General features: G+C 42.3%; 15 protein-coding genes and 1 tRNA gene. 5 read left to right on the top strand and 11 right to left on the bottom strand.

Annotated elements, in window-relative coordinates; genetic code table 11:
• Positions 1-250: 250 nt before the first annotated feature.
• From EKM76_RS05195 to yycF, 11 genes are all read right to left on the bottom strand, one after another.
• Positions 251-1552, bottom strand: coding sequence for an MFS transporter (locus tag EKM76_RS05195; RefSeq protein WP_225417879.1), 1302 nt, complete (start codon positions 1550-1552; stop codon positions 251-253).
• 366 nt (positions 1553-1918) lie between these two features.
• On the bottom strand, positions 1919-2797 hold the full coding sequence (gene pepI / locus EKM76_RS05190) for a proline iminopeptidase (protein WP_125549641.1): 879 nt from the start codon (positions 2795-2797) through the stop codon (positions 1919-1921).
• 97 nt (positions 2798-2894) lie between these two features.
• A complete protein-coding gene (locus EKM76_RS05185; RefSeq protein WP_125549640.1) occupies positions 2895-4901 on the bottom strand; it encodes an elongation factor G in 2007 nt (668 codons plus the stop codon).
• Between the two features lie 47 nt (positions 4902-4948).
• Entirely contained in the window at positions 4949-5524 is a 576-nt protein-coding gene (locus EKM76_RS05180) for a helix-turn-helix domain-containing protein (RefSeq protein ID WP_125549639.1), read from the bottom strand.
• A gap of 166 nt (positions 5525-5690) precedes the next feature.
• Positions 5691-6173 carry a 23S rRNA (pseudouridine(1915)-N(3))-methyltransferase RlmH gene (rlmH, locus tag EKM76_RS05175; RefSeq protein WP_125549638.1) on the bottom strand — a complete coding sequence of 161 codons (483 nt, stop codon included), beginning with the start codon at positions 6171-6173 and terminating at the stop codon, positions 5691-5693.
• A gap of 626 nt (positions 6174-6799) precedes the next feature.
• Positions 6800-8062 (bottom strand): S1C family serine protease, encoded by a 1263-nt coding sequence (locus EKM76_RS05170; RefSeq protein ID WP_125549637.1) that lies wholly within the window; start codon positions 8060-8062, stop codon positions 6800-6802.
• A gap of 105 nt (positions 8063-8167) precedes the next feature.
• On the bottom strand, positions 8168-8980 hold the full coding sequence (locus EKM76_RS05165) for an MBL fold metallo-hydrolase (RefSeq protein WP_125549636.1): 813 nt from the start codon (positions 8978-8980) through the stop codon (positions 8168-8170).
• Positions 8981-9114: 134 nt separating this feature from the next.
• On the bottom strand, positions 9115-9939 hold the full coding sequence (locus EKM76_RS05160) for a two-component system regulatory protein YycI (protein WP_125549635.1): 825 nt from the start codon (positions 9937-9939) through the stop codon (positions 9115-9117).
• Positions 9939-11261, bottom strand: coding sequence for a YycH family regulatory protein (locus tag EKM76_RS05155; protein ID WP_125549634.1), 1323 nt, complete (start codon positions 11259-11261; stop codon positions 9939-9941). The genes EKM76_RS05160 and EKM76_RS05155 overlap by 1 nt, the downstream gene beginning before the upstream one ends.
• On the bottom strand, positions 11251-13131 hold the full coding sequence (walK, locus tag EKM76_RS05150) for a cell wall metabolism sensor histidine kinase WalK (RefSeq protein WP_125549633.1): 1881 nt from the start codon (positions 13129-13131) through the stop codon (positions 11251-11253). Before walK ends, EKM76_RS05155 begins: the two co-directional genes overlap by 11 nt.
• A gap of 174 nt (positions 13132-13305) precedes the next feature.
• On the bottom strand, positions 13306-14016 hold the full coding sequence (yycF, locus tag EKM76_RS05145) for a response regulator YycF (RefSeq protein WP_125549632.1): 711 nt from the start codon (positions 14014-14016) through the stop codon (positions 13306-13308).
• A gap of 339 nt (positions 14017-14355) precedes the next feature.
• Between yycF and EKM76_RS05140 the strand changes: the two genes are divergently transcribed.
• The 5 genes from EKM76_RS05140 (at position 14356) to EKM76_RS05120 (ending at position 17618) form a co-directional block, all read left to right on the top strand.
• A tRNA-Lys gene (locus EKM76_RS05140) sits at positions 14356-14428 on the top strand.
• 217 nt (positions 14429-14645) lie between these two features.
• Complete coding sequence (locus EKM76_RS05135; RefSeq protein WP_125549631.1) at positions 14646-15443, top strand: gamma-glutamyl-gamma-aminobutyrate hydrolase family protein; 798 nt, start codon at positions 14646-14648, stop codon at positions 15441-15443.
• A gap of 90 nt (positions 15444-15533) precedes the next feature.
• The gene (gene modA / locus EKM76_RS05130; RefSeq protein WP_164507599.1) at positions 15534-16301 is read left to right on the top strand and encodes a molybdate ABC transporter substrate-binding protein; all 768 of its coding nucleotides are present in this window, start codon (positions 15534-15536) and stop codon (positions 16299-16301) included.
• Positions 16302-16320: 19 nt separating this feature from the next.
• Positions 16321-16986, top strand: coding sequence for a molybdate ABC transporter permease subunit (gene modB / locus EKM76_RS05125; protein ID WP_125549629.1), 666 nt, complete (start codon positions 16321-16323; stop codon positions 16984-16986).
• A complete protein-coding gene (locus EKM76_RS05120; protein ID WP_125549628.1) occupies positions 16983-17618 on the top strand; it encodes an ATP-binding cassette domain-containing protein in 636 nt (211 codons plus the stop codon). Before modB ends, EKM76_RS05120 begins: the two co-directional genes overlap by 4 nt.
• The last annotated feature ends 330 nt before the right edge of the window (positions 17619-17948 follow it).

The following is a 17948-nucleotide window of genomic DNA, read 5'->3' as shown; positions in this document are numbered from 1 at the left end:
CAAATCAGCCGCTAAACAGAAAAAATATATTAAACTTACTGATTGGCAAGCAGCCGGATTACCGAAGCAATCATGGATCGATACCATAAAAATATATAAATTACCTATCGCAACCACAAAACTAACTTATATCGGACGATTATCTACAAACGATGCGCGCCACATTGTGGATATCATCGATCCATTATAAAACAACTCCAAAAAGCAAAACTTTCTGGGGTTGTTTTATTTAACATGTATTTTTATGCTATTATTTTTCACCATCAGCAAGCATAATTTCAGCATCAATATGTCCTGTCTTTGAAGTTTCCAACATTTTCCAGTAAACAATTAACGAAACAAAGCTGGCTGCCGCAACATAGAAGAAAAATAGTGATTCAAAGTTGATCGAGCGCAGCCACAGCGCGACATACTCCACGGTTCCACCAAAGATAGCTACGGTTAAGCCATAAGGTAAGCCTACACCCAGCGCACGAATTTCAGTTGGAAATAACTCGGCTTTGACGATTGCATTGATCGATGTGTAGCCCGAAACGATGACAACACCGAACAACATTAACAAAAACGCCGCCCAGACTGATTTAGTATGTGCTAACGCAGTAAAAATTGGTACCGTGAACAAGGTACCGCCGACACCAAACCAAATCAGTAACGGCTTACGCCCGATTTTATCCGATAAATGTCCAAAAATAGGTTGTAAAATCAGCATGATCAGCAAGGCAGCAAAATTGATCAAGGAGACTACCCTAGGGTCCAAACCAGTCGTATTGATCATAAACTTCTGTAAGTAGGTCGTATAGGCATAAAAACAAATCGTGCCGCCAAAAGTTAAGCCAACGACAGTGAAAAATTGTCTTGGATATTGTAGCAATAAGGTTAAGGTCCCCGCTTTTTTCTGCTTACTAGCGTTCATTGCCGTAAATTGATCGGATTCTTCCATTGTAAGTCGTAACCACAATACACCAACTGCACCGATAGCGCCAATCACAAAGGGAATGCGCCATCCAAAAGCATATAATTGCGCGTTAGTCAGCGTATTTTGTAAAATGATCTGCACTAAAAGAGCTAACAATTGGCCCGAAATTAAAGTGACATACTGAAATGAAGAATAAAAACCGCGCCGCTTGGGCGATGCCATTTCTGATAAATAAGTTGCCGAGGTCCCATACTCACCACCTAGCGATAGTCCTTGAAACAAACGCGTTACGACTAGAATCCCTGGCGACCACAAGCCAATCGTGTGATAGGTCGGAGTCAATGCAATAACTAAAGAACCTACAGCCATGATCGTTACGGATAAGGTCAATGCACTGCGCCGGCCACGCCTATCCGCAAATCGCCCCATGACAAACGAACCAATTGGTCGCATCAAGAATCCAACTGCAAAAACGGCTGCGGTCGACAATAACTCAGCCGTTTTATTTTCTGATGGAAAAAAAGCCGTTGAAAAATAAATTGCAAACGACGCGTAGACATACCAATCAAACCATTCGATCATATTACCTAGCGAACCCTTAAAAATATTGGCGGCAATTTTTCTTTCACTGCGAATCGGTGTTTGCTGCATAAGCTACCCCTCCATGATTATTAAAATTAGATTAGAATTAAATTAAAATTAATTATAACGGTTTAGCTTAATTTAGGCAACCTTATTTAAGGTAATATCAGTTTTTTTAAAGATTTAAAAGCCTATAATATAGTATTTTAAAATAAATCGTTTCTACAAAAGTAAGTTGACTAATTTTATAAATATAACTAAATCACTATCTAAATTTTCTTATTATTAAAATTTAATTAGAAATTAATCGTTAATTATAAAACCAAAAACTTTTTATATTCAATAAATAAAATATCGACTATCTTGATTTAAAATAAAAAACAACGCTCAAAATTGAGCGTTGTTTTTAGATTTTTCGACTTAATCGTTAGCCGTCAACCAATGATCAAGAACGTCAATAAACTCGTCATGCTGATCTAGCAGCGCTAAATGGCGACTGTTCGCAAATAAATGCCATTTTGCGCCTGGAATATGATCATAGACAGATTTGGCGATCAGCGGCGTACACAAATCATCGGTGCCATTAGTCACCAAAACTGGCACGTGAATTTTTTTCAGCTGATCAGTCACTTCAAAGTCACTGATCGTACCATTTTCGGTAAATTCATTCGGTCCTTCAGCAATCAAGCTAGCGCGTTTCCCATTAGTTGGTCGGCGCAATGGTTCAGGCGAATTTTCATCAGGATCATCCCAACAGTAACGTTCCATATAGCGATCGTTAGCCGCCAAATATTTAGGCCCAGTAAAATCACCAGTACGCTCAGCTTCCGCAATAGCTTCGCGGTCCTCGTAGCTTAAATATGAGATCAACCGATGCTGTTCTTTGGTCCATAACTTGATCGAAGCCGGTGAACCATCGATCATCACACTTTTAACACCTTTTTGGTCATATTGGGTCAGATAGAGCATTTCTAACATCCCACCCCACGATTGGCCCAGCATATGAAGTTCGTCTAAATGCAGGTACTCGCGTAAGGCAATCAATTCTTCTGCCCAAGTCTCCTTAACGTAAACACTTTCGTCTTCAGGTAGCGAAGATTTACCGCAACCGACTTGATCGTACATGATCAGTTGCCGGCCTGTATTTGCATAATCATCCAATAATTCGAAATAATTATGCGAAGAACCTGGACCGCCATGGATCAATAATAGTGGCGCTTTATCTGGATTTGGCTCGCCAACGATCCGGTAATAAGTTTTGTAGCCGCGAAATGGCATATATCCTTCTTCAATTTTCATAAGCAAAATCAGTCCTTTTTATAAAAAATATGGTGATTCAACTTAATTGTACGCCTAAATCTAATTTACTGCTCACCGTAATCTTAGTTCAAAACCGCTAGTCATGCGCTACTGGTGTGCTTAGATCCATTAACTCCGGCGCCGAATAAACGTACGGAACATGTGCCATTTGTGGTACTTGATCCCAAGCCACTGGATAACCGGCACCATGCGCACAAAAAACTGAGCCTGGCGTATTATCCAGATCAGCCACTGGGTCGTATTTCTGCGCGGTGATCACCACCTCCGTATTATGGCACGGTCGATAACCGTCAATAATGCACGCTAACTGTCCCTGCCCATGCGTATAAGCGTAGACCTCCGGCGCATAGTCTTGCATTTCTGAAACCGGCGCAACGCCCGTTAATAGTGTCAGCCCTGCACGAGAAGCTTCAGCAGTCATTGCAGGCGGATCAAAGCTACCACTCATACGCTGAATATCAGTCATCGCGCGACCAATTTGGTCTTGCTCAACTTCTAATCGGAATCGATACCATGGTTCCAGCAGCTGGCAGTTATCTTGCGCTTGTAACATCATCAACCCTTGCCGAACCGCGCGCCAAGTTGCTTCACGAAAATCGCCGCCTACTGTATGAACGTTGCTAGCTTTGCCGCCCACCAAAGTAATGTGCATATCAGTAAGCGGCGCACCAACAAGCACGCCAAGCTGTTCTTTTGCGCGTAGATTAGCCAGCACCTGATGCTGCCAATTACGACCAAGTACATCGATCGGACAGTCAGCGGCAAAAGTCAATCCGCTGCCTCGTGGTGCTGGTTGCAGCAATAAATGAACTTCGGCGTAATGACGTAGCGGTTCAAAATGACCCACCCCTTCAACCGCCTGCGTGATCGTTTCTTTATAGAGAATACTGCCCGCACCAAAATCAACGTCCAAGTTAAAACGTTCCAATAGAATCTGTTGTAAAATTTCCAGTTGAACCGCGCCCATAATTTGGACCCGAATTTCTTGCAGTTGCTCTGACCACGAAACGTGCAGTTGCGGATCTTCATCTTCAAGCTGGCGCAAGGCGGTCAAACAAACATGAATATCATAATCATGCGGGTTCAACGTATAATTAAGTACCGGCTGGATCACCGGCGCACAACCATCGGCTCTATTCCCCAGTCCCTGACCAGGATAGGTACCGGTTAATCCGGGAATAGCGCAAATACCACCAGCTAAAATTCCCGACCGAACCACAAATTTTGTACCGTTATAGACCCGTAATTGATTGACCTTCTGCTCGTTTAGCAAAACCGCCTTGGTCTGCAAAATGCCACCGGTTACCCGCAGCCAGGTTAGACGCTCACCTTTTTCGTCATGGGAAATTTTAAATACGCGCGCGCCAAAGTCTTGCTGGTACGTGGTGACGCTAGTCCAGCGCTCAAGGCCAGCCAGAAAAGTATCAACGCCAGTCACTTTAAGCGCAGCGCCAAAATAGCAGGGGAAAATTTTTCTTTGGCTGATCATTTGTCGAACCGTATCATCAGCCAGCTGCCCAGAATCCAAATATTCTTCTAGTACCACGTTATCACGCAAGGCGATTTCTTCATATGATGCGTCTGGTATATCAGTTGTTTTAGTCGTAGCTTGTGGCGCGAAGGAAATGCAACTTTGATCAAGGCCACTTTGTAACTGACTAATAATTTGTTCCGGCTGTACGCCAGCTGCATCCATTTTATTCACAAAAATAAACGTTGGCACGTGATAACGTTCAAGTAAGCGCCAAAGTGTTCGTGTATAGCCTTGAATACCATCCAGCGCCGAAACCACTAAAATTGCGTAGTCAAGCACATCCAGTACCTGCTCAGTCTGAGTCGCAAAATCGACGTGTCCCGGCGTATCCAATAGCGTCAACTCAAGGTTCTGGTATTGCAGACCAGCTTGGTGAGAAAAAATCGTAATGCCCCGCTGCTTTTCAAGTTTGTCAGAATCAAGGAAGGCATCCCCATTATCAACCCGCCCAAGCTGACGCAATTCTCCCGCTCGATAAAGCAAGGCTTCTGACAATGTGGTTTTACCTGCATCAACATGAGCAACAATGCCAGCTACGATTTTTTTCATGATTGCATCCTCCTTTGGCGATATAAATTTGTACGATGGTGATTGTCTTAATGAGTCATCAAATATGGTAATGCACTAAAAAATACAATCAACCCGCTTATCATTATAAATATGGTTACAATTAAAGTCTTATGCAGCCGATCCTTAGCCCATTTTCTCTTTGCCCTGATCACATCAAGATTTTTATCAGCCATAAAGGCAATAATCTCTTGATAGTTTTGAATATCTTCTTCGTGTTTAATTTTTTCAAGTTTAAACGCAAAAAACAGACCGCTAGACCACAAAACAACTGGCATAACCAACCACCAGTAATCTGGTAAAAATAATGATGGTCCGACAGAAATTAGTCCCAGTACCATAAATAGCAGCATTATTTTTGTATATTGATCCATTCTGGTTTGCATAATTTTACGCTTCATTATTGTCACATCTCCCTTGACTAATTCATCTAAAGAGACATCAAAAAGGACACTTAACAATAACAAATTCTCTACATCGGGGTAGCTGTGACCTGTCTCCCAATTCGAAATGGTTTGTCGTGACACATATATTCTTGTGGCTAGATCTTCTTGTGACAGCCCATGCGCTTTACGATAAGATTGAATCTGTTTACTAAGGTTCATTTCTCACACCTCCACATAGATTGTCTCAGGAACACTGCCAACATACCATCAAAATAACCCGACAGACAACGGAAATCTTTGTCAAAACATTTTGACAGCGAAATTCACCGCATTTAATATCACAATTTTATGCTAACGATTTAAGAAATAAATTCTTTGCTAGGTGTCACTTATGATAAGGACGCCCGGCCTCGATCATAAACCCACGATAAACCTGCTCGATCAGTACTAGGCGCATCAATTGGTGCGGCAGTGTGAGTTTACCGAAACTCAATTGGTCATCGCTACGCTGCATCACCGCCGGCGCTAAGCCTAGCGAGCCCCCAATGACAAAGGTGATGGCTGAATGGCCGTACGTGGCTAAATGATCTAGCTCAGCGGCAAATTCTTCAGAAGCGCGCTGCTTGCCTTCAATGGCCAGTGCATAAACATACTCACGATCCTTGATTTTGGCTAGGATGCGCGTCCCTTCTTTTTCCTTGACCGTTGCCATTTCAGCGGCGCTTAACTTTTCTGGCGCCTTCTCATCAGCGACTTCCACCAATTCTAACTTGCAAAAGGTATCGAGGCGCTTAGCGTATTCAGCGATCCCTTGCTTCAAATATTTCTCCTTCAACTTACCAACACCAATAATTTTTACCGTTAACATAATTACCTCCGTAGTTTAGCGCGCTGAGCGCCAATTTTAAATTCACAGTAATGCACCAACATGCACAAGTTGTCCACAAGAGTTATCAACATGTTGACAACTTGTAGTTCTAAATGTTGGGGCGAACTTTTTTTCGCGTACTAAATCAGCTAAATAAAAAAATCGCGATTTTTTTATGATTTAGTTATCCACATTTTATTTATTGTTCGTTAAAACGCGCTTAATTCGCTATGATTCCTATTATATCAAACTTACGGCAGAAAATATTAAGTTTAATTATAAAGTTACGCACAGCTTGTTTTTCGATATGTGGATAACTTTAGCCGCCTATTTTGCGTCATTTAGGCAATTTAAAGTTATCCACAGCTGTGCAAAAGGCTGTTCACAACTTTTGTGAACATTGACAATTCTATTTCTTAACATTTCCTTTAATTCTTGGTTTAGGCTAATTCGCTTTATAGCGGTATTTACTTAATGAGTATCCGTTTACGCCGCACTAGACCATTTTTATATTTACCGAACGTTCAGGTTCTCAGCACTAAAATTAACCCAGACTACGCTGAACTTTCGCGCTAAATTTAAGCAAAAAAATAAAACCCACTAAATAGTGCGTTTTATTCCTTTTATTATTCAGTGACGCTTAATTGACTTGTATTTTCACTTAGGGTAATGGTGCCCGATTTCTTAGCACTATCGCGATAGTACTCAACCGCTACTTTATCACCGACTTTATGATTATATAATTCAGTTCGTAAGTCAGCGCTATTAGTGACTTTCTTACCACCGAGTGACGTGATAACATCATACTTCTTTAAGCCAGCATTGGCAGCTGGTGAACTACTTTTAACTGACATCAGAACCACACCACCGGTAACGTCGGTTGGTAATTTCAAAATTGATTTTTGCTGAGTGGCTGAAATATTAGATAAATCGGCCATCGATACACCTAAAGCAGGGCGAACGATCTTACCATTGCTAACCAATTCATCAATGATCTTGACCACTTCGTTACTTGGAATAGCAAAGCCCATGCCTTCAACTGTAGCTGTCGTTGAGCTGCCAGAACTGCTTAACTTCATTGAGTTGATCCCAATAATTTGGCCCTGAATATTCAACAATGGGCCACCGGAATTACCAGAGTTGATGGCTGCATCAGTTTGAATAACGGTCGCTTCGCCAGTTTCTTGGCCAGTTGTTTCATCAGTTACCGCAACAGTCCGATTCTTAGCAGAAACGATTCCTTGGGTAACTGAAGTGGCATATTCGGAGCCCAGTGGTGAACCAATTGCGATTGCCGGTTCACCGACTTTAACCTTATCAGAATCGCCAAAGCTGGCGACTTGGGTCACTTTATCAGCATCAATACTTAATACGGCCAAATCAGTCACGGAGTCCGTACCAACTTTTTTAGCGGTCAACTTAGTACCGTCACTTAGGATCACTTCCAGCTTTTGTGAGCCGGAAACAACGTGGTTATTAGTGACAATGTAGGCCTTACCATCCGATTTTTTGTAAATAACACCTGAGCCTTCACTATATTCTTCCAGACTGCCGCTTGCTGAACTCCCAGAAGAACTAGAGGACGAATCTGAACTACCACCGAAAAATTCACTTAAACCACTATCGTCAGTACTGGTTTGACTTTGTAGATTGATCACTGAAACGACGGCATTTTTCGTATGCTTGAACACGTTACTGACTTGGGAATTAGTGCTGACCTTAACGTTACTAACTTGGGTGGTACCAGATTTATTTGTATTGACGACGCTGCCGTTAGAGCTACTGTCGTTATCTAATAAGTTTACGCCGCCATAAACGACGCCCCCACCGATAACAGCGGCCACCAAAGCGACAACTGCTGTTTTAACTAAACTATTTGACTGTTTCATAACAAACCTCCAGTTTTTTCAGAATTTGCTTATGTTACTAGAATAGCGCAAAGTTTTGAAAAAATATTGAACAAGTTGCGATTAAATAACAGGCTTAACTTTAATTTAAAGGTTTAACAACGGTAACGCTGCATCAGGCTCGGTATCGTATAAGTTAAAATCATGGTCCACACCGAAATCATGTTGTTTCAGCATTGAAGCAACCGTTAAATGGCAGAGTTCCTTCATATTATTATGCAGGCTCCGGTGACCAAGAAAAATATTCTTCGTCCGGTTACCGATCACATCCATTAAGCCATCCGCGCCAGCTTCGTTGCTTAAATGTCCTTTATCACCAAGAATACGCTGTTTCAGCGGCCATGGATACATGCCCATCCGTAGCATTTCCACATCATGATTACATTCAAATAAGTAGGCGTCGGCGTCGCTGATCTGTGCGCTTAAACGCTCGGAAACATAGCCGGTGTCGGTTAAAATAACAAAGGTTTTACCGCTATGCTGGAATTCATAGAATTGTGGTGCCGCCGCATCGTGGGAAACACCAAAACTTTGAATATCAAGGTCAGCAAAGCTTTTCAGCGTCCCCATTTCAAAAATACGCCGTTGCGCCATTGGTACTTTGCCAATCGTTGGCAACATAGCATCCCAAGTCGGCTGATTAGCGTAAACGTTGAGCTGGGGGTAGCGCCGTGCCAAAATACCGACACTTTTGATATGATCAGTATGCTCGTGGGTCACCAATAGATCATCAACTTGAGTCATATCGCGACCAATTGACTGCATCAAACTTTCAATTTTCTTACCGCTTAAGCCGGCATCGACTAACACTTTACGCTGCGGCGTTTCAATGTACGTCACATTACCGGTGCTACCACTACTTAAAATACTGATCTTCATCTGATCGTCATTTTGCACCATTATTGTTCTCCATTCCAGCGTGTAAAAAAGCACTCAAGTTATATGCCATAACCTGCTTTTTACACATTTACATTAACATGCCCTAATCAAGTCTATTATACTTACTTTCACGCACAATGCACGCTTACTGTCGCTTAACTACTGACAGAACTAGATAAATTTGCATCGTCACTGGCTTTCATCAAAGCATTAGAAAAGGCGTTGATGCGCTTGATCTGAATATTGCCGCTATTTTTATTCTCTACACCAATAAACCAAGTTGGAATATAAACGGAGCTATTATTTGCGTCCAACAAACGTGAATACCCTAGCGTGGTCCACTTGATCGTGGCACCATTGGCAATCGCGTTATTGCTGTACAAGGACAACACCGCCTGTTTTTCAGTAATAGTCGGTTCTTTTTCCCGCAAAGTCGTGACTTTATTGATATAAGTTTGTTCATAGCTGACAATTTGCTTGTTAGTGACTTGGAAAATGATCTCGCCCTGCGCATCATATAAGTCACCTTCTGGTAATTTTTGCGTATAAACGATGCGATCAGTGGTCGAAAACAGCTTAGAGTAGCGATAGTGGGTCCCTAATGCAATCATCCGCGGGTTCGTTAAAATCTCTTTCAATGCTTCAGTATATTTACCATCTTTCGCGCTGATCGGCCGAACTAACCGACTATATAAACGGTCATCGCTAAAACTGTAACGTTGATTTTGCAACCGCTGGCTAGCCGTTTGCAACGCTTGGCTAGAATGGCTGGATAAATAATAGCCTGATTGAACCTTATTTGCTAAGGTCGGGACAGTAATTTGATCATTGTGCATTTCCCTTAAAATCATTGTATTTTGGCTTACATCGTCATTATTAACCGTTTCAACATGCTGATTTTGCTTATATGATGCAAACAGGAAAATGTTTAGGCAGCCAAAAACGATCAGGAAAATAACTTCGATCCGCTTAAAATCCATTAGCTGCCACTCCCCTCGTCAGTATTTGGCGTCGTATTTAATAATTGCTCATAACTTAACCACTTACCATTATATTTAAAATAATAAGTCGGGGTTAAATCAATCACTGAATCCGAACTAGCGTTAACTGACCAATGATAACCTAACTTAAACGAACTAATATCCGCCATATCGTAACCCGCCGCTGCTAGATTATCCAACGCCGTTTGCGTGGTTGGTAACGGCGTTGCAACAGTATCAGAAGGTAGCGGCACCTGTAAGGTATAAACTGAAAAATTCAGCTTGACCCCGGTTGTCAGTAATTGCACTTTTACGGCGCCAAAATCAGTTTGATTAAACACAGGCAGACCCTCAACATAGCTGCGGTAAATCACGGTGCGCGTTTTATGTTCGTAATCAAAATAGCGCATATTCCCAGGGGCATTGCCAATTTTAGATAAAGTTTTGTAACCACCATTTAAAATAGCCGTCATCGTCGCGCTGGAAACATCGCTGGAATAATCTTCAAACTCGATTGTTGCATTCTTTTGATCGACTTGTAGGCTCTTATACGTACCGTCGTTATAGGTAGTGATGTGATCTTGCTCTTTAGTTTCAAGCGCGCTAGGATCACTGCCGCTTAACAATGACGTCACAAAATCAGTTGGATTCTGCTTGGTCACAAGATAGCTATACTGCGTCACCTGCACAGCATTCGTATAGTATAGCTCTGGCTGATCATTAAACAATTTTTCGGTCACCGGCAATTGAATCGTTGTTTTACTCAAGCGCGCTTGCAGCGCCGCTAGATTTTCTTGATCAATTTTGACGCTAAAGCCAGTCTTATGGTAATCGTCTATGAAATAAGCGACACCATTGCGCTTAGTCGGAATAATGATCCGATTGAACAAACGCTGCCGATCCGCCTTAGCAACTTTTTGTTTAAAGGTTTTACTGAAAATAGCGTAAGTAATATTACGTGGATAAAGCAAACTCAGCGTGCTTTTCTGATTGATCGTGGCTAAATAATTTTTACTATTTAAAGTCATTTTTTTCGGATCAGAAAAGCGCCACTTGGAGAGCTTTTTATGCAGCGCATCAACCATATTTTCTTTATTGTTGTAAACCATCAATCGATTACCACTAGTATCAGTTGTGATAATTTGGGTTGGCAAATAGACTTCTTCAACGTTTTTAGTTTCAGTCTGTGTCTTTGGTGTGGTGACATCAATGGTATTACGCTGAAAACGAGCATTATTGGTCCAAATCAGCCAGGACAGCACAATGCTGACGCCGATCATCAGCAATAAGCTAATTTTCAGTAATAAGTGACTAATTTTCATCCCAGAGATCATCCTCCTCATAGGCTTCTTGGTATGGCAAAGAAATGTAGAACGTCGATCCTTTGCCCTCTTTACTATCCACCCAGATTCGACCATTCAAGCGCTCAACAACTTCTTTGGAAATTGCTAAACCAAGCCCAGTACCACCTTGTGCCCGTGAACGCGCCTTATCAACTCGATAGAAGCGATCAAAAACGTGCGGCAGATCTTTCCGTGGGATCCCTAATCCTTGATCAGAAATACTAAGGATGACGTGATTATTAGTTTCCAACAATCGACAAGTGATCACACCGCCGTCTGGTGAATATTTAATCGCGTTATTGATAATATTATCCACGACCTGCATAAATTTATCCGTATCGATTTCGACCCATAAGTCACGTTTCGTGAATTCGCGTTTCAGTGAATACTTCTTAGTTGTATTATTTTCGGTTCGATTATTGTCCCCACTATTAGCGTCAGACTTGATCATCATATCGAAACGATCCAATGTATAACTGAATAATTCATTGAGATTAACGAGTTCCATATCTAACTTGACGGTACCTGAATCCATCCGCGACAAGCTCAATAGATCGTTGATCATGCGGATCATGCGCTCAGTTTCTTCCTGAGTTACGTGTAAAAAGTCTGGTGCAACTTCCGGATCCTGCCAGGCACCATCAGTTAACGCTTCTAGGTAACTACGCATTGACGTCAACGGTGTCCGTAATTCGTGCGAAACGTTGGAAACAAATTGGCGCCGTTCGCGTTCATTTTTCTGCTGCTCGGTAACATCATGCAGCACACAAACGATCCCACTAATAAAGCCTGTTTCCCGCTGGATCAGTGAAAATTCGGCGTGCAAAATCAAATTATGCTCAGCCCCAGAAAAGTCCAGCATCAGCTCAGTCTGATTTTCCAGCAAGTCACGAATCGTGTGGTCAGATTCAATTTTGAGTATTTTTAAAATCGATTGACCGATAACCGCTTCATCATTGAGATTCAGTAGTTCCGCCGCCGCTTCATTGATAATGATCACATTACCACGCCGATCGGTGGAAATCACACCATCGGTCATATGTGATAAGACACTATCTAACCGCCGCCGTTCCGCTTCAGATGCCTCCTGTGCTTCCTCAACGCGCACCGATAAATTATTTACCGCCACCGCTAGCTGACCTAACTCATCACGACCATAAATACGGACCTGGCCGGAATAGTCGCCACGGGCCATCCGAATCGCTTGTTTTTTCATTTCATCGATCGGTCGAGTGATCGCCCGTGAGATCACCACCGCAATGATCGAAGAAAATAGTGCGGCCACTAACGATGCAGTTAAGAAGATCAGCGTAATATTGTTAATATTGCGGTAAACACTTTGCATGTTAGCCCGCACATAGATCACCCCAACAATGCTGCTACTATCACTGTTAGGATTAACTAAGGGCACAATACTGACATAATAACTAGCGTGGCTTTTTTCATCATAAGACAACGTTTCGTAAGAACGATTATTATACAGCACATTCTTAATATTATTATCGGTCGTCTTTTGACCGATCACGCGCTGATCGTTTAAATCACTAGTACCACGGACAGTACTCTTACTATCAACTACACGAATATCCGCCGAATTATTTAAATCCGACAAAATATTCGCAATTGATTTATTGGCAGTCGCCGTGTCACTTTTCAACAATTGATTACTGAGCTGATTGTTCACGTAAACCGGCGTTTGCACCTGCTGTTTAAAGGTTTCAATATTCTGTTCTTCCAATTGCTTCACAAAATAAGCCCCAATGATTTCTAACGTGATCATTAGTAGCAAAATAAAGACGATGGCAATTTTAAAGTTGATCGACTGAAAGAACCGGATTTTCTTATTCATTACATTACTATCCCCAAATCACATCGAAGTAAAACGTACACCATAAAAAAGGACCTTGGTGCTTGCTAATTAGCCACACCTGTCCTTTTCTTAAAGCAAATTTTGTCTAGGTGCGTTGTGCGACCCACCACATACAGAAAAAGAGTTCGGCAAAAGCACGAACTCAGTTAAACACTATTCTTGATCTGGATTACGTAGGTAATAACCGACACCACGCCGGGTAACTAACCATTCTGGATGGCTAGGATTATCTTCGATTTTTTCCCGTAAACGACGGACAGTGACATCAACCGTCCGCACGTCACCAAAATAATCATAACCCCAAACCGTTTGTAACAAATGTTCGCGGGTCATAACTTGGCCAATATGCTGCGCTAAATAATGTAATAATTCAAATTCACGATGAGTCAACTCAATTTTATCGCCACGCTTAGAAACAATATAAGCATCGGGATGAATGGTCAAATCGCCAATTTCAATTTCACTATTTTCATCAGCTTCTGGTTGGGCACTATTGATCGTCCCTTGCCGCCGCAAGTTAGCTTTAACTCGTGCCACCAATTCACGATTTGAAAATGGTTTGGTCACATAATCGTCAGCACCCATTTCCAGACCTAGAACCTTATCGATTTCAGAATCCTTAGCCGTCAACATAATGATCGGCATATCATGGTCTTTTCGCACTTCACGAGCAACTTCGAGACCATCGATTTTGGGTAACATTAAATCTAATATAATTAAATCTGGATCAACTTCAGTGACTTTAGCCAAGGCTTCCTCGCCATCATAGGCGGTAATAACTTCATAGCCTTCCTTAGTCAAATTAAACTTAACGATGTCTGAGATCGGTTTTTCATCATCCACAACTAATATTTTTTTTGCCATAAATCGGTTGTTCCTCCCTGGTGAAGCGTTAAATAGTTACTTCACTAATTCAGCGTACTTATTCTTGTGCTTAAATTTTCCACACCAGCGCTTAAGCTTATTCACACATAGTGCTGTGTACCAGTTAAAATTATCTGGCGCTCGATCAGCGCTGAAAACAGCGGCTATTATGCTGCAGCTCATTTCAATTATACTCATAACGAACAAAATTGGCAAAGTTCACCTGAAAGCGTATGCCTTTAGCAGCCACGATCTTAAAAATCCAACTTGCAAAAAATCTCATAAAAAACCATTGCGCAGCTGTCGTATTTTTGCTATACTAATATTCGTTGATGACATGGAGCGCTAGCTCAGCTGGCAGAGCAACGGACTCTTAATCCGTGGGTCCAGGGTTCGATCCCCTGGCGCTCCATCATATAAATACCTTAATCCACTTCAGTGGATTAAGGTATTTTTTATTACCCATCTGAGAGCTCAGTTTAACATAGATGACATAAAATGTAACTGTAGCAGTGGTTGTAGTCCAACTTTTTATATTTTCTTAAGTAATCGAACAAGCTACTTGCTAATCTAGCTATTTTGCTCTATAGTGTGGCTACTATTAAATTCCAATGAGAGGGGACTCATTAATGAGACCGAGAATCGCAATACCTGCCGATACACTGACCGAAGCTACAAAGGTGATCAACGAACGAAACGCTGATTTTGCGCCACGAATGGCAGTTAATGCGATTCTGAAATCTGGTGGGATCCCAATAATCTTACCTAACAGCGCTCCAGAAAACGTTACTGATTATATCGATACTTTTGATGGCGTCCTTTTCCTTGGCGGTTTCGATGTCGATCCAACTTTTTATCATGAAGAACCGCATATGAAATTGGGTCAAACTTACATCCCACGTGATCAATTTGAAATTGAGCTGGTCAAGCAATCACTGCTTGCTGGCAAAAGTATCTTTGGTATTTGCCGCGGCATGCAAGTGATCAATGTCGCGTTAGGTGGTACTTTATATCAAGATCTTTCTGAAGACCCAGCAGCGCAAATGAAGCACGCACAAACCTCGCCTGGTAATTTACCGACACATCATATTACGGTTGAAGCAGATTCACGTCTGAACACGCTTTTAGGTGAACGAGCTTACGTTAATTCGCGGCACCACGAAGCGGTCAAGGAGTTGGCACCAAGCTTACGCAGCGTGGCCCACGCCGATGATCACGTGATCGAGGCAATCGAGTCGATTGACAGCGACCAGATTTTAGCCGTCCAATGGCACCCAGAAAATATGTACAAACATTACACTGAGATGCAAGAACTGTTCAAAGACTTCATTCAACGTAGTGAAAAATTAGCAACCCAGGCACCACAACAATCAATAAAAATCGTGCATAAAATTGGCGAAGGTTACCCAAAGGAATACTTTGGCTAACCTTTTTTTCTTTGCTATAATTCGAGTATGGACCAATCAGTAAAATTCACCCCCAACTTGATTTATCATTAAATGCAAGGAGCTGATTTTTTGATTAAAAAGTTATTATTATTTGTAAGCGGATTCCTTATTGTTTCATTTGGTCTACTTACCTCACATACAGCACCCGCCCAGGCCGTCACGATCCACTATTCTGCGGCAGCTAGCCTCAAAGACAGCCTAACTGAAATTGCTCAACAATATCAAACCAAGCAGCCTAAGGTTAAGATCGACCTTGACTTCGCCGGTTCTGGCCAAATTAAACAAAAAGTATTAAGCGGCGCACCGATCGATGGCGTACTGACCGCTAGTAAAACGGATATGCAGGCGTTGACGCAAGCTGACAAAGCTATTAATAGTAAGGTTTTGTTGAAAAACGATCTAGTCGTGATTCAAAATAAGCAGGCGCGTGCTTTAAAAGGAACGTTAAAGCAGCAATTACAAGCAGCCAATAAAATCGCGCTGGGTGAACCTAAATTAGTGCCGGCTGGCCGCTATGCGACGGAAAGTTTAGCCAGTCTGAAACTACAATTGACCGATAAATTTGTCTACGCCAATGATGTTCGTCAGGTGCTGGCCTTTGTTGCCAGTGGCAATGCTGAAATTGGCTTCGTTTACCGCACTGATGCTAGAATTAGTGACCAAGTCCGTATCAGCGCTAAAGTACCCGCAAAAACGCACAGCCCAATTCGCTACTATGTTGGTGTCAGTGCGACCGACGCCGCTAAAAAACGCGCCACCAAAAAATTCAATCGTTATTTAGCAAGTCGATCTGCCCAGAAAGTTTTTAAACAAGCTGGCTTTAAAATGGCTAATTAATTATAAAGTAGGTGCCTCGATGCCGATCATTCATTCACTACTTATCGCCTTTAGTGCCACCCTAACTACCTTCTTGATTGCTTTACCCGTGGCCTATTATTTATTACGCCGGCGAACCCATTTTGGCTGGTTACTAGAAAGTCTGTTACTGCTGCCACTGGTGCTGCCGCCAACCGTAGTCGGTTTATTTTTATTGCAATTATTCGGTAAATTCGGCTTAGGTGGCCGTTTTTTAGCATTATTTCATAACTATAGTCTAATTTTCACCTTAAGCGGCGCGACGCTAGCTACGATCATCGTGGTCCTGCCGATCATGTATCAAGCCTTAAAAGCCGCCTTGCAAAGTGTTGACCCTAATTTGATCGAAGCGGCAACCGTTATGGGTGCCACACCACTTGAAACGCTGCGTTTGGTTGTCGTACCCAATGCCTACCAAGGTTTGATCATCAGCCTATTGTTAACCTTTTGCCGCGGACTAGGTGAATTTGGCGCTTCATTGATGGTTGCCGGCTATATTGAAGGCAAAACCGATACCATCGCCACCAGTATTTATTTTTCAATTCAAGGCGGCGACACGCAGACGGCTTTGTTTTTAAGTGGGGTCAACATTTTGATCGGCGTACTGGCTTTATTGCTGATCCACCTACTTAACCAGCAAATTGAAAGGAGAAAGCAACCGCTATGACGCTCAACATCGATATTCACAAACAAATGAATGAGCGTCAATTAAATTTTCAAGCGACGCTTACTAACCAGATCTATGGCTTAATGGGTCCTTCTGGTGTTGGTAAAACTACGCTGCTGCGGATCATCGCGGGCTTAACTACGGCTGAAGCTGGCCGAATTAGTTGTAACCAGCAAGTTTGGTTTGACGCTCAACAACAGATCAATTTACCGCCAGCGGCGCGCCAATTAGGCTTTATGTTCCAAAATTTGGCGCTATTTCCGCATTTAAGCGCGCAAGCCAACATCGAATTTTATCAGCGCTTGAAAGCACACCCACAAAAAGTTACCACTAACTTTGAACAACAATTGATCACGGAGCTAGAATTGCAGCCTTATTTAACCCGGCCAGTGACCCAACTTTCTGGCGGTCAACGGCAGCGCGTCGCCTTATGCCGGGCGCTAATTTTACAGCCGCAACTACTGCTGCTGGACGAACCATTCACTGGGCTCGACGATCAATTGCGCTGGCGTGCCATTGAGCTAACAAAAAAAGTGCTGACAAAAACGCCTAGCACCCAGGTCATCGTCGTTTCCCATCGACGCGATGAGATCACTGCCTTTACGCAGAACATTTTGCAATTATCAATTTAATCACTGTACCAAAAGGACCACGATATAAGTAATATAGGCTCTTTCTGAAGTTCGGCTGTAATGCTAGATTGAGTTCGGTTCCATTCCGGCGCTGGTGTATGGAACGCCTCCATTCCACCTTGGCAGCGTTAGATCACTATTTAATTAGTTAGTTTAATCTCCTTAGCTAGTTCAATTAGGATTAACCGGCAGTGATTAGTGATTCGAAGTTTTAAAGTAAGTTATATGCGCATAAAAATGCCGGCAAAACAGTTGAAAGGCTGTTTTGCCGGCATTTTACGTTCTAACTGCAACTAACTTTACTGCTTAAACAATCAATTGTTGAATGTT

Source organism: Loigolactobacillus zhaoyuanensis (genome assembly GCF_003946385.1).
Taxonomy (GTDB): Bacteria; Bacillota; Bacilli; order Lactobacillales; family Lactobacillaceae; genus Loigolactobacillus; species Loigolactobacillus zhaoyuanensis.
The sequence above is the reverse complement of the archived record's forward strand: the minus strand, read 5'-3'. Positions and strand labels throughout refer to the sequence as shown.